At 42.7% G+C, this 13,928-nt stretch carries 12 protein-coding genes; 5 read left to right on the forward strand and 7 right to left on the reverse strand.

Going from position 1 to position 13,928, the window contains the following annotated elements:
* Window positions 1-93 precede the first annotated feature (93 nt).
* Window positions 94-1,374, reverse strand: a complete 1,281-nt coding sequence (mltG, locus tag JMW61_RS03375) for an endolytic transglycosylase MltG (RefSeq protein WP_201549571.1) — start codon at window positions 1,372-1,374, stop codon at window positions 94-96.
* A 170-nt stretch (window positions 1,375-1,544) separates the two neighbouring features.
* On the opposite strand from mltG, the gene JMW61_RS03380 reads away from it, so the two are divergent.
* Window positions 1,545-2,309 carry a DpnI domain-containing protein gene (locus JMW61_RS03380; RefSeq protein ID WP_201549573.1) on the forward strand — a complete coding sequence of 255 codons (765 nt, stop codon included), beginning with the start codon at window positions 1,545-1,547 and terminating at the stop codon, window positions 2,307-2,309.
* On the opposite strand, the gene JMW61_RS03385 is transcribed toward JMW61_RS03380, so the two are convergent.
* A complete protein-coding gene (locus tag JMW61_RS03385; protein ID WP_110921983.1) occupies window positions 2,301-2,867 on the reverse strand; it encodes a hypothetical protein in 567 nt (188 codons plus the stop codon). The two genes, JMW61_RS03380 and JMW61_RS03385, sit on opposite strands and share 9 nt — an antisense overlap.
* 154 nt (window positions 2,868-3,021) lie before the next feature.
* Between JMW61_RS03385 and JMW61_RS03390 the strand changes: the two genes are divergently transcribed.
* Window positions 3,022-3,216 (forward strand): DpnD/PcfM family protein, encoded by a 195-nt coding sequence (locus JMW61_RS03390; RefSeq protein ID WP_201549575.1) that lies wholly within the window; start codon window positions 3,022-3,024, stop codon window positions 3,214-3,216.
* 28 nt (window positions 3,217-3,244) lie between these two features.
* Here JMW61_RS03390 and JMW61_RS03395 read toward each other — a convergent pair whose 3' ends face one another.
* Together JMW61_RS03395 and JMW61_RS03400 are read right to left on the reverse strand one after the other, a co-directional pair.
* Window positions 3,245-4,228: an aminotransferase class IV gene (locus tag JMW61_RS03395; protein WP_201549584.1), complete on the reverse strand. Its 984-nt coding sequence runs from the start codon at window positions 4,226-4,228 to the stop codon at window positions 3,245-3,247.
* A 15-nt stretch (window positions 4,229-4,243) separates the two neighbouring features.
* On the reverse strand, window positions 4,244-4,912 hold the full coding sequence (locus JMW61_RS03400) for a hypothetical protein (RefSeq protein ID WP_201549586.1): 669 nt from the start codon (window positions 4,910-4,912) through the stop codon (window positions 4,244-4,246).
* 478 nt (window positions 4,913-5,390) lie between these two features.
* Here JMW61_RS03400 and aroE point away from each other — a divergent pair, with 478 nt between their 5' ends.
* Window positions 5,391-6,251, forward strand: a complete 861-nt coding sequence (aroE, locus tag JMW61_RS03405; RefSeq protein WP_201549588.1) for a shikimate dehydrogenase — start codon at window positions 5,391-5,393, stop codon at window positions 6,249-6,251.
* Window positions 6,252-6,335: 84 nt separating this feature from the next.
* Here the strand turns inward: aroE and JMW61_RS03410 are convergent, their stop codons facing one another.
* The gene (locus tag JMW61_RS03410) at window positions 6,336-7,454 is read right to left on the reverse strand and encodes an FUSC family protein (RefSeq protein ID WP_201549590.1); all 1,119 of its coding nucleotides are present in this window, start codon (window positions 7,452-7,454) and stop codon (window positions 6,336-6,338) included.
* Between the two features lie 410 nt (window positions 7,455-7,864).
* Here JMW61_RS03410 and JMW61_RS03415 point away from each other — a divergent pair, with 410 nt between their 5' ends.
* The gene (locus JMW61_RS03415) at window positions 7,865-9,685 is read left to right on the forward strand and encodes an acyl-CoA dehydrogenase C-terminal domain-containing protein (RefSeq protein ID WP_201549592.1); all 1,821 of its coding nucleotides are present in this window, start codon (window positions 7,865-7,867) and stop codon (window positions 9,683-9,685) included.
* Window positions 9,686-9,808: 123 nt separating this feature from the next.
* Here JMW61_RS03415 and JMW61_RS03420 read toward each other — a convergent pair whose 3' ends face one another.
* Both JMW61_RS03420 and ybaK read right to left on the reverse strand, forming a co-directional pair.
* The gene (locus JMW61_RS03420) at window positions 9,809-10,183 is read right to left on the reverse strand and encodes a 5-carboxymethyl-2-hydroxymuconate Delta-isomerase (protein ID WP_201549594.1); all 375 of its coding nucleotides are present in this window, start codon (window positions 10,181-10,183) and stop codon (window positions 9,809-9,811) included.
* Between the two features lie 102 nt (window positions 10,184-10,285).
* On the reverse strand, window positions 10,286-10,774 hold the full coding sequence (ybaK, locus tag JMW61_RS03425; protein ID WP_201549603.1) for a Cys-tRNA(Pro) deacylase: 489 nt from the start codon (window positions 10,772-10,774) through the stop codon (window positions 10,286-10,288).
* Between the two features lie 247 nt (window positions 10,775-11,021).
* Here ybaK and plsB point away from each other — a divergent pair, with 247 nt between their 5' ends.
* The gene (plsB, locus tag JMW61_RS03430; protein ID WP_201549612.1) at window positions 11,022-13,790 is read left to right on the forward strand and encodes a glycerol-3-phosphate 1-O-acyltransferase PlsB; all 2,769 of its coding nucleotides are present in this window, start codon (window positions 11,022-11,024) and stop codon (window positions 13,788-13,790) included.
* Window positions 13,791-13,928 lie beyond the last annotated feature (138 nt).

A 13,928-nucleotide genomic window follows, 5' to 3' on the forward strand; every position in this document is an offset into this window, starting at 1 on the left:
GACATGATATGACCTTATGTCATTGATGAACGTTATGTGGATAATTGCATAACGCTCAATAAATGATAGGTTTTAAGAAAGAGACGGACTAATTTACTGTGATGCTGCTTGTGCTTTCTTTTCGCGCATGACTTTTAGATAGTCTTTTACCGCTTGATTGTGTGCAGCCAAACTATTGGTGAATTTGTGTCCACCGGTACCAGTCGCTACAAAATATAATGCTTCGCTGTCTGCAGGATGCAGAGTCGCTTCGATAGAAGCAGCTGATGGTAGTGCGATTGGCGTTGGTGGTAAGCCATCGATTTGATACGTATTATAAGACGTTTTTTCATTGATGTCTTTGCGACGGATATTGCCATCATAGCGGCTGCCCATACCATAGATAATGGTCGGATCAGTTTGCATGCGCATGCCTTGGTTCAGACGGTTTCTAAATACTGCCGACACCAACGGACGCTCTTCTGCCACACTGGTTTCTTTTTCAATAATAGACGCCATCACCAACGCCTCATAAGGCGTGCTATAAGGCAAGTTGGGCGCACGACCTTCCCATGCTTCGGTCAACGCTTGCTGCTGACGCTTGTACAAATCTGTCAATACCTGCTTATCAGTGGTATCCTCACCATAATAATAAGTATCAGGGGCAAACCACCCTTCGAGATTGTGATTGACGATAGGATCACTGTCATTGATAACCGACGCTGGCAAGATGCCATCTAAATCCAACGCTTTGGCGATACTGGCATTGTCGCTATCAGCGATCAGTACTTCCTTTTTGATACCATCATTATCACGTAGTGTCTGATATAGGTCTTTAGAGGTTTTACCCTCGATGATTTGTACTTTTACCATCGCTGCTTTTGCACCTTGTGCTAGTACTTGCAACGCTTCAGCAATCGTGGGATTTTCTGGTAACTGGTAAATGCCCGAATGCAATGGTGCATCGACTTGCGACTTGATATAGAGCTTGGCCACGCTGGCAGAAAACAGCGGAATCTGCTGTTGCCACTGCGGCAATAGACCATAGTAAGTCTGACCCTGCTCAATCGTGACCTTCTTCGCTGGCTGCTCGATACGTCCAAACAATGTCTGATAGACCATCACTAAGAAAAACGCAGCAATCAGTCCAAGTACGAGCAACACCTGATAACCACGCTGCATAAAGAACGATTGATTGTCCACTCTATACTTACGCGGTTTACTCTCCCCGCTGATAAGTGAAACGTTGGTCGCGGGCTTATCCTCCACCTTATCCACTACCGACTGCGAGTCTGGTAGTGTGGTATCGACACGCTCCTCAACGCTGCTATCTTTTTTATTAGATGGCTCATTATTAGGACGTTCAGGAGGCGTTTCAGGTGTAGGTGTGCTCATGGCAACTCGCGAGGCAGATGTTTGCTAGAATTTAGCACTGAACCGTGCGATTTTCAATGGTATTTGCTTAGCTTATGAATTATCTTGCTATTGATGCTCATTTATATGGCTTAATACTCAGGCGCTTTTTTCAGTATTCTCAGCTTATCTATCAATAATGAAAATATCTTATGAACCTACATTTTAATCAAAGTCTTGCCAAAAACTATAAATCACCTAGTCAAATAATTCGAGTATTAAGTGAGAACTGGGTCGCAACCAATAGCTACTACCCTAACTGTAATGCTCAACCATTATCAGAATTTACGAACGGCAAACCTGTGGCTGATTTTTATTGTGCACATTGTAGTGAGCAATATGAGCTAAAAAGTAAAAAATCTAAATTAAGTCATATCATCAATGATGGTGCTTATAAGACGATGATTGAACGCATCAACAGTGAGGATAATCCCAATTTTTTCTTCCTGACGTATTCAAAAGAATATACCGTCAATAACTTTTTAGTTATTCCTAAGCATTTCTTTAAGCCAAATATTATTATCAAACGTAAGCCGTTATCAGCGACTGCTAAACGTGCAGGTTGGGTCGGATGCAACATTGACTTGCGCCAAGTACCAGAATCAGGCAAAGTATTTTTGGTCAAAAATCAGCAAGTCATACCACGCGAAGATGTCAGCCAACAATTTCAAAAAACCTTGTTTTTACGAAAACAGTCTACCGCTTCTCGTGGTTGGACACTCGATATCTGGCAGTGTATCGATAGACTCGATACTCACTTTTCGCTAAAGCAAGTTTATGCTTTTGCTGACGAATTAAAACTTAAACACCCCGAAAACAACCATATTTTAGATAAAATTCGCCAACAATTACAAGTATTACGAGATAAAGGCATTATTGAGTTTGTGAGCCGTGGCCACTATCGAAAGTTATACTAATCGCTTCTCATTGTAGCGCTCAGGTCTCGGCTTTCCTTTTCTATCACGGTATACATCGGCAATTAGCTCATCTCTATCATCCCATAGCGGTAATCTTGCAGTGGCAACAAGGCGCTGATGAAACTTATGCGCTGGGTAATTCCAATCAATCTCGTCATTAATTTTGAAAAAATGCTCTTCACGATAATCAACGTAAGCATGCATTCTATTTTTCACATAATCATTCCACTGCAATAAAAGCCCAACTGCATTGCGAGCAGGCTTGTTAAAAGCTTTTAAGTTGACTGTCAGTGAACACATCACTAGCTCATCATTAGGAATGACAGAAATACGCTGCTCAATAACCTCCTCTCGCGTGTACGCATACTCGAACATACCACCGAAGGCGACAAATCTTTTAAAGTCTAGTAAATACATCACACCAAATGATAATTGGGTATAAGGTGATAAATGCACAATTTCATCAGGCTTACTTTTAGCCAGTTTGCAAATTTCATCAAAAACCATCAAGCGACGAATTTGTAGTGGAATTCTAGTTTCTTCATAGACTGAGCGCATGCGATTTTATCCTTTTTTAAAAATAGGATCATTGATCGATTTGCTTTAAGACACAAGTCCACGTAACAAAAGACGATCACTTCTTTTGAGTACTTTTGCTAATCTAGTTGGCATTGATGACTGAAGTTATTTGTGAGAAATGAAAGTGAATACGATGAAAAAAGATGAGAAAGCAGCACAAAAATTTCAAATAGAGATTGTCGAGACGATGAGTGCTCTTGTAGAAGTGGTTGCAGAAAATAGTGAAACTGCCCTACTAAAAGCGCGAGAAATATATCGAAACGAAGACATCGTTTTATATCCCGATGATTTTATCGATACTAAATTTAATATTTTTGGGAGAGAGTAGATTGTTTTATTTGGCTGATATGTGACAGTTATTCAAACCCCACAACCATACCTGACAGCAACGTCAAACGGCTCATTGGCATGATGCCACGTAATGCATTGCAAAAGAAAACCTGCGTTAATTGCGGTAAATCTTCATCTTGTAGCGGCCTTATCACGATTGGATATTCCGTACTTGATAAAGCATCGATAATCACTTGCCGCATAACGCCAGCGACACCCGATTGGGTCATAGAGGGCGTGTACCATTGACCAGTGATCAGATAATTTGCATTACCTCGATGAGGTGGAAGCGTAGATAGTTTTTCTGATGCTGCGTATGGTGATTCTGACAATTGATAAAACACGTTGCTCATCGTACCTTCAACCCACTGCCCACTCATATCACGTAACAGACCCTCGCCGATGCTCTGTTCCGTATTGGATTTTGATATTTGAGCTTTGATACCTTGTAGTTCACCACTCGCCAGCACGTTATCAAGACGATTGAGGCTTTTGAGTCCCGCAAGCGGCAGTGGTAAGCACGAAAGCTGCGAAGATAAGCAAATAGCAGCACTACTAGGCTGAATAGGAATTGAGCGACCATCAGGTAGACATAGTGGCTCAGCGGTCGCAACAGTCATCGCAGAAGACTTCAGCCAAATGTCACAGGCACTCCCAGACGCGCTTGGCATATAGCCATAACCACGGATATCTTGAGTGCTGCGCGTGACAATCAGCTTGAGCATGCCTTGCTGTAATTGCTTGGCATACGTTTGTAATGTAGCCAGTAGTGAATGGCTGTCTAGCTCAATATGCAATGCCTTACTATGAGAGACAAGGCGCTGATGATGATAATCTAGCCACAATATCTGACCATCGATGACACCCATAGTGGTAAAGAAGCCATCACCATAGGCCAGTCCACGATTGTCTAACGATATGGTGGCGTTTGATGGCTCTATCGTATTGCCTGATGAATCTAGACATATCCAGCCACTTGGTGGTATGACATTGGCTATTGAATGTGGCATCGACACTTGCCCTATTTAGCTATTGTCTGTTTGAGCATCTGCTTTATTGATGACCAACATACAACTATAGAACTCACATTTTGCCAGTTCTACTTTCTGACCACCAATGGTTTTGTTTTTGATGATTTGTACATTGAGCATATCAGCTACGAGATTACCGCCCTCATCACCCATCAACTTGCGTGCGAGCTGATAGGCCTTTTTGGCATGATTTTGACTCAGCTCTTTTTCTTCATCAGAGTCGGTAGGATTCGCAAAATACCAACCAAGCTCAAGATACTTTTCAGAATCAATGATGTCTAAATAAGGCGCTTCCGTATCCATAAAACGATACTTAGCCGCCGGATTACTGGCATAGTCCAAGCTGTTTTCATCAGTGCTCAAAACTTTACCGAAAGTCGACTGGATACCTTCCAAGTCACCGACGTTGATTGAGTTTACGCTTTCGTTGCCCCATGCCGAGACGTCATACTTTACTTGTGTGCCTTGCTGGGCCTTTCCAGCTTCTACCTCAGTATTCGTTGCAGCGCTATCATCTGCTGAAGTAGTCTCAGCGACTACTTGCTCACTGGCTCCTGCATCGACGCTTTGGTCATCATCTGTATTGCTATTACAGCCACTCAACGACACACCAACTGCCATTATCGTACTGGCCAAAAAGGTCTGTAGGCTATTATTCCACATGGGCAATTTACTCACACTTTCAGATTGATCTCAAAAGAATATTAGCGCGCAAGCAAATATGCCGCTGCTAATGAATAATGTTTTTTTATGACTTCACTTTTTCAAAGTCAATTTTTATAATGTAATAACCACTATAGTCGATTCAATTTAAAAGTAGTACAAGGCAACCGAGTGTAGATGTATATGTGATACTTCAAGCGAGGTTAACGCTGTCATACTTGTATAGTGGAATGACTATATATGGCGTGTCATATAGTTTACCCAACTGCTTGATACTTGACCACCCTTTACGTTACGGATAACACTCCTAGAGAGTACATATTTGTTAAATACCTAACGCTTAAAAAAATGCTATCTATTCAAGCATTTATTCACGAAAGCATTGGTTTGTCAAACATCACGTTATCCCTTATGATAATAGCGCTTCAACGACTTTTTTATTAACGCTTTTTTGCCTTTTGTAGTTCGCGGACCATATATGACTCAGCATTTTATCGTTATTGGCAATCCTATTGCCCACAGTAAATCCCCTGAAATCCATGCGCTATTTGCAGAGCAAGCAGCTATTAATATCAGCTATCAGCGCCAGTACTGCCCTGACGATGCTGCCAGTTTTACCGCAGTGGTCGAAGCGTTTTTTCATGGTGGCGGCGTCGGTGCAAACGTAACGGTTCCCTTTAAGCAGATCGCTTATGACTGCTGCGTGGCGCGTGGTGGTCTATCTGAGCATGCCAAAGTCGCAGGCGCAGTCAATACGCTACTGCTGAATAAAGCACTATTAGAGAGTGGTACACCAATCGCTGATGCACTCTATGGTGACAATACTGATGGTCAAGGTCTGGTCAATCATATCACAAGCTTAGGCTGGCCATTAAAAGGTGCGCGTGTGGCAATCATTGGTGCAGGCGGAGCGGCGCGAGGCGTGGTATTGCCATTGATTCAAGCAGGTACTGGGGCGCTAACCATTGCCAATCGCACACTGAGCAAGGCGACCGATTTAGTAGATGAGCTGAGTACCGCGAGTGAAACTATCGGTAAACACAGTATCGAAACTTGTGCGACCAGTGAATTGACCGGACAATTTGATATCATTATTAATGCCACTTCTATCGGTCTGTCAGGCGATACCTTGCCACTGGATAATGACTTAAACTGCCACTACGCTTACGACATGATGTACGGTCGTAAGCTACCATTCTTACAGCATTTTGCGGCACGTGACGCGCAAACATCCGAAGGTTACGGCATGTTGATTGGGCAAGCCGCCTTAAGCTTTGAGCGTTGGACGGGTCATACCGTTGATGTGACGCAAGCCACAAACACCTTAAGCGGTCGTTAAGATAAAAGACACAGGATCTACCAGTAAAAAAGGCGTATAAATTGAATTTATACGCCTTTCTCTTATCCAGTTATTATCTAGCTCTTATCCAAAACGTGCCAGTAGCCAGTTTTCCATACGCCGTAATGGCACACGTAAATTGGTAGAATGCATCACCACGCCGCCAGCCAGAGCCACCATACAGCCAATGGCGGTATCAACCAGACGTACGTAGGTTACTTGTTGATACGTATGCGGTAAGCCGCTACCATATTCTGCAATAAATATGGTCAGTGGTGTGATAAATATCACGGCTAAACCATAATGACGGTCAACCAAGGATTCAATACATAAAATCATAACCAATACTGCAATAGCGACTCCCCATATCGGGAGGCTCCAAGACAGCATCCAACTGGCTAGCCCTGCACCCACCAATGTCCCAAGCAAACGATGTACCTGCTTAATCCATATTGTACGCAGATGTATCCCTTGAATGATAATAAAACAGCTAACTGCCGCCCAATAAGGATTAGATATATTTAAGGTCATTGCAACGATTAGTGACAAACTCACAAACCCTGCCACAATCACACTTTCACTAATAGTATCAGCCTGATAGGTGTAGATAGGCGCAGGTTTACACTCACGTGTCAGCAATAAAAACAAAGAGTATGGCAATGACATCAGCACTGCAAATGCACTACCAAGCATGATAAGGCCAACGGTATGTGGCAGTTGAGCAAGCGGAATAGGCATAAATAATGCTACTGCACCTGCCATCATAATAAACAGCCCTCCCGGTGGCGGCTGTTGATAATAGCGGCCGAAAATAATGATACCAAATGCCATCAAAGTAAATATAGGCAATCTTAAAATAGGAATCTGCTGCGTTATCACTCCAAGTGCAAAGCATAGCGACATACTGAATCCCCAAGCCATCACAGTGACCAAGCGATATGGCAGCTTACCAACTAGGGGCAAGTTCAAAACAACCATCGCCCCTAACGAGCTGATAATGCCTGCCGATAGCACCTCAAAATAAGCACCCACAAAGACAGGAAAGCTAATAGTTAGCGCAGAAAATAATGGAATATGCCACGGTCGAAAGCTTCTGTTTACTGCTGTTAAATGCGTAAGCTCATTACTGATCAGATTTATAATAAAAGTTTTGAGGGTAGCAACCCGTCGCTTGAGCGACAACATTGGTTTGGATACAACCATGAAACCCTGTCCTTACGAAATAACGTAACGTTATTAACACAATGGCGGTTAATAAGTATGTGATGATATTCTATGAATGACTTTTATAAAAAGCTAAGCTTACCTAGAAGTATAAGGAATCTAAGTTTTCAGCAGATACATGACGATTAATTCATAGCAAAAAACTATTAATTATAAATAATTTTTATTAATTAACAGAATACTCATGAATATTATTTATACAATATGTATTTGTTGCCAAGAAAGATTTATAATAAGAAAAATTATACACCACTGCACGTTATCAAATAGAACATATCGGCTAATAAAAGCATCGAAGAAACCGCCTTAACCAACCCATTTCTAAACACACTTATATTTAACGCATATCTCACCTATAAATCGACATCAACAAATTAAAGAGAGCAACTATGTTAACTTACAAAGCGCCTTTACGTGATATCAAGTTTTTGATAAATGATGTTTTTGACTTTCAAACGCATTACAAAGATTTGGACAATGGCGAAAATGCTGACCCTGAAACAATCGATATGATTTTGCAAGGCATGGCTGACTTTGCCGAAAACGTGCTTGCCCCTCTTTATCAACCAGCTGATGCAGAAGGCTGTCATTTTGATAATGGTGTGGTGACTACGCCTAAAGGTTTTAAAGATGCCTATGACCAGTTTGTAGAAGGCGGTTGGCAAGGTATTTCTTACCCAGAAGAATACGGCGGTATGAACTTACCAACCTCGTTAAACCTAATTAAAGCTGAAATGATTGGTACGGCTAACTGGCCATGGGCAATGTACCCTGGTCTATCAACAGGTTGTATCAATACCATATTGCAGTACGGTACTGATGAGCAAAAAGAGACCTACTTGCATAAACTAATCGAAGGTTCTTGGGCGGGCACCATGTGCTTGACTGAGCCGCAATGCGGTACCGATTTGGGTCAGGTTAAGTCTAAAGCTATTCCGCAAGAAGACGGCACTTATAAGCTTGGCGGCACCAAAATCTTCATTTCAAGCGGTGAGCATGATTTAACAGAAAACATTGTACATATCGTACTAGCGCGCCTACCAAATGCACCAGAAGGTACTCGCGGTATCTCACTATTTATCGTACCAAAATTCTTGCCAAATGCAGAAGGCGAGATTGGCGAGCGTAATGGCGTCACTTGTGGTTCTATTGAACACAAAATGGGTATCAACTCATCAGCAACGTGTGTCCTAAACTTTGATGATGCGGTCGGTTACCTGATTGGTGAGCCGAACAAAGGCCTGAAAGCCATGTTCACCTTTATGAACACGGCACGTATCGGTACTGGTATCCAAGGTTTAGCACATACTGAACTGTCATTCCAAAACGCCCTACCTTATGCGATAGATCGCCGTTCTATGCGTGCGTTATCAGGCACTAAAGAGCCTGAAAAAGTGGCTGATGCCATCATCAATCATGCAGATGTACGCCGCATGCTATTGACTCAAAAAGCCTTTGCCGAAGGCGGCCGCTCAATGATTTATCATTCAGCACGCTATGCGGACAAGATGGCGCAAGGCATCATTAATGGTGATGACGAAGAGTTTGAGAAATGGGATGACAAGCTTGGCTTCTACACGCCAATTCTAAAAGGCTTTTTGACCGAGCTTGGTATTGAAGCGGCCAAACATGGTCAGCAAATTTACGGTGGTCACGGCTATATTAAAGAATGGGGTATGGAGCTGATTGCTCGTGATGCCCGTATTGCCACCATGTATGAAGGCACAACCGGTATTCAGGCGTTAGATTTATTAGGCCGTAAAGTGATTTTGCAGTCAAAAGGTAAAATTATTCGCGACTATACTTCAAGCATCATGAAATGGTGTGGTGAATATGCACTAGACAAAGATATGCGCAAATTTGTTTGGGCACTCACCAAGCTATGTGCTGAGTGGAATACTTTGACCGTACGCTTGATGCTAATGGCACGTAAAGATCGTGAAATTATCTCTGCAGCATCGGACGATTTCTTAATGTACTCAGGCTATGTAATGATGGGTTACCATTGGGCACGTATGGCAGCAGTGGCTCATGACAAACTCAAAAACGGCGGCGTAGAAGCCCCAGAGTTCTACAAAGCCAAAATCCAAACGGCAGAATTCTACTTTGATAAGCTGTTACCACGTACCTCAGGTCATGCCGAAGGTATGGTTGCACCAAGCGAAAGCATGATGGCAATGCCAATCGAAAGCTTTGCTTTCCTAGATTAAAATTAAGACTAAGATTACAAAGTTAATAGATCATTTATAGAAAAGCGCCTATATCTAGGCGCTTTTTTTTGGCTAACGAAAGTCAGCATCCTCGAACTAAAAAAACCAACCAATAGCCAATTTCTAGCTACCTAGCATTTTTTTGTGATATACCGCACTAAGCTCTTCCACTTCCACACACACTTGCAATGCTGCTCGCCCTGACTGCTCTGCGCTTAGCTGCTCTTCTATCGTTGTCATCAATAGCTCAGCAAGTTGATTGCGAGTCGCAATATCACGACCAGCCATCATTTTCAGATTCGCATAAACCATGCCATTTGTTTGTTCATCATCCTCAACTCCCACCAAAAAAGTCTCAAGAGGTACGATGCGAGCTTTGATATCCGTTGGTTTACCAAAATGTCCAGTATCCCATAGCGCTTTATTCAAAGATTTAAGCAATGATTCTTCGTGAGGAACACTGACATTAGGGGTCACTTGCAGGGTTAAATGTGGCATGAATATATCCTTATAGAGTATGGGTAAAGGTAGGACTTAAATGGTTGAGGTCTGTTGAACATTCAAAAGGATAAACTTATTTGATATCAGCGACAATGTTTTTTAATCATCAGTAATGTTACTAAACAGTGCCGTCAAAGTCGCAGCCAATTGCAGAGGTGGCAGCTCAATTTCTAAACCACGGCGACCGCCACTCACATACATCGTTGTATGCGCTTCAGCCGAGATATCTATGATAGTCGCTAAGCGTTTCTTTTGTCCTAGTGGGCTGACACCGCCCAGTACATAGCCTGTACTACGCTCTACTTGCTTGGGATCTGCCATTTGTACTTTTTTGCAGGGCAGTATTTTATTAGAGGATAAAGCTTTGGCCATTTTTTTAAAGTTTAAAGTCTTGTCTACTGGCAAAATAGCAACAGCGAGCGTACCCACTTCGGTCGCTACTACCAAAGTTTTGAAAACTTGTGCTACGTCCACACCGAGTTTTTCAGCAGCTTCTAAGCCAAAAGAGGCCGCATTACTGTCGTGAGTATATTCATGCAATTGGTAGTCAAGACCACATTTTTTGGCAAGATTGATTGCTGGAGTCATAATACTTTCATATCATTAAGTGAAGTTATTGAGTAGAAAAAATAGTATTTATCGTATTTTATACCACAATATTATTATGCTAAAGACCTTATTTTTCAAATAATTAAGCGTATTTCATATGCAGCTAGCTCACAAGATAGTAAACAGCCTGTACGAATATTAGTAGTATATACAGACACTATATATCGCTTTGATGGCTTTTATGGCATCATAAGCGCAATATATTTAACTACTTTTGATATCCACTATGATACCCAGTTTCTTAAAGAATAAGTTCCTAAAAAAACGGATTTTTAAAGCGCCCGTCACTACTGACAGTGGCTCTAATACTGACGTCAATCCAACCGCTGCCAAGTCCTATTCGGGTGCTCCGATTAATCAGCTATATCGCAAGCTATCGGGTCACATGCTCGACGTTGCTGTCAAACCTAAACTGTTAGGTGAGTTGCCTGATTTTGATGCTGACGATCAGACATTAAGATTTTATGTTCTACAAGACTATTCCCGCTCCAACAGTATTTTGATTGATCTGCAGACGCAAGAGCATAATTTACCGCCAGCATTGGTTGGGGTACACGATGCCGATCATAATATTAAAGAAAATGCGGCTATCATCTTTTTAAATCATCCAGGTGCCAAAGACAGTCAGTTATCACCGCGCCTGTCGCGCTTGGTATCGGCTGTACTGCAATATCCAGAGCTAAAAGTGCGTTTGGTCCCTGTCTCTATCCTATGGGGACGTGCGCCAGAAAAAGAAGATTCACTGTTTAAGCTGTTGACTACTGACAACTGGGAAGACCCAAGCATTACTAAGCAGTTATTTAATATTGGGGTCATGGGACGCGATACCTTTGTACAGTTTCATCCACCACAAGATTTGCGCACCCTTATCGATAATAGCCTCAAAGGCGATGTAGAAGGGCCTTCTATTTTTGATTCGCTAGCCACCGACCTACAAGACAGCTCTGTCAAAGATGCTTCTATAAAGGAAGATACTGACGACGCACCAAGTTACGCGTTGGTAGCGACTACCGATAGCAATCGCCAACTGGTACGTATGTTACAGCAACAGCTCTCTATTTATTTAGACAAGCAACGTGCCAGCATGCTCGGCCCTGATTTGTCAGACAGACGCAATTTGGTAGACAAACTGGTGTACTCGCCCGCTATCAAGCATGCAATAGAAGCGGAAGCTGCAGAAAAAGGCACGACTACCCGCGAGGCACGAAGCTTAGCAAAAGGCTATGCCAACGAGATGGTAAACGACTATTCTTATCCTATTATTCGAGTATTCGACCGCTTCTTAACGTGGTTGTGGACGCAGTTGTATGATGGCGTAGAAGTACACCATTTTGAACGAGTACGAGAGCTAGCAACTGATTACGAAATCATCTATGTGCCGTGCCATCGTAGCCACGTTGACTACCTATTACTGTCCTATGTTATTTACAAACGCGGTTTGAGTATTCCTTATGTGGCTGCGGGTGATAACCTTGATGTGCCAGTATTAGGACCTATGTTACGCGGTGCCGTGGCGTTCTTTATCCGTCGTAGTTTCCGTGGTAATGCCCTATACACCTCTGTATTACGCGAATACATGCACACGTTAATCACGCGCAATACCCCTATCGAATACTTTATCGAAGGTGGTCGCTCACGCTCAGGTCGTCTGCTACCGCCTAAGATGGGTATGCTTGCAATGACAGTACACAGTCAGTTGCGCAAAACCAATAAACCTGTCGTGTTCATTCCTACTTACATCGGCTACGAACGTATTATGGAAGGTGGTACGTATGTTGGTGAGCTGAAAGGCAAGCCAAAAGAATCTGAATCTTTGCTTGGTCTGCTCAAGGTAGGTCGCAAAATTGAGCGTATCTTCGGTAACGTACACTTAAGCTTTGGTACGCCACTACATCTCACTGAGTTTATGACAAAGTTTGATGTGTCTGCAGACAGCTTACCGTCCGACCGTACCGATACCCCGCTCGATGAGAAAGCCAGTGCAATGGTCGATAATATCGGCGTGAAAATTATGCAGCATATCAATAAAGCTGCCGTGGTCACACCTGTATCACTGTTATCACTTGTCTTATTGTCAGCACCCAAAGCGGCACTAGATGAAAACAGCTGCCGAGAGCAAATCGAGCTTTATCAAGGTTTGGCTAAGCAGCTTGCTTATTCAGATGACACCGTCATCACAGACATGACCCCGCAGCAAATCATTGATTACGGTATTAAACTCAAGCTGATTGAGCGTACCCCGCATATCCTAGGCGATATCATTCAGGTTGTCGGCAAGCAAGCTGCATTGCTCAGCTATTTCCGCAATAATATCTTGCATGTCTTCATTCTGCTGTCATTTTTGTCAGCGCTAGTTGCACGCAATGGCCGTATCAAACGCAGTCGTCTAGATAGTATTGCCGAGCAGCTGTATCCGTTTCTGCAAAGTGAGCTATTCTTATATTATCCAGCACACGGCTTAGCAGATACACTTAATAAAAAGGTGGACAGCCTACTCTCTCATGGACTAATCGTTGAATTGGGCGACGGCATACTTAGCGTTCCTGAGTCAAATAGCAAGTCCTATCAGCAGCTACAAGTGCTAGCAACTCCAGTTGGACAGAGTCTTGAGCGTTACTTTATGACACTCGCTCTACTCGCTCAGCAAGGCTCAGGTAACTTGACCGAAAACGAAGTCGTTGATTTGTGTCATCTGCTGGGTCAGCGATTATCTGTGCTATATGCAGACGACATTCCTGACTTCTTTGACCGTGCTTTATTCACCAGTTTCATTGGTGCTTTGACACGTCTTGATTATTTACAAAAGGATGAAGAGACTGGCGTACTGACATTTGATCACCGTATCAATGACATTGCCCATCATGCTAAGTACGTCCTAACACCTGACATGATGCAAATCTTGCAGCAAGTCGCTACTTTAGACGAAAATGAAATCAACCATGCTATTACTGAGATTAGTAATAAGAAGCAGCGTAAATTTGGGCGGAAGCGTTAGGTTTTGATGACAAGATAAAGCTCATTCATCAAATAGAAGTTTTAATAATAGTAAGGGACTGCATTCAGTCCCTTTTTTGTTTGCCACTTCTTTTTTGCTGTAACTGCAACAGTTAAGCATTGTAAATGGGTTTAGCGA

This window comes from Psychrobacter fjordensis, from assembly GCF_904845995.1.
Classification (GTDB): Bacteria; Pseudomonadota; Gammaproteobacteria; order Pseudomonadales; family Moraxellaceae; genus Psychrobacter; species Psychrobacter fjordensis.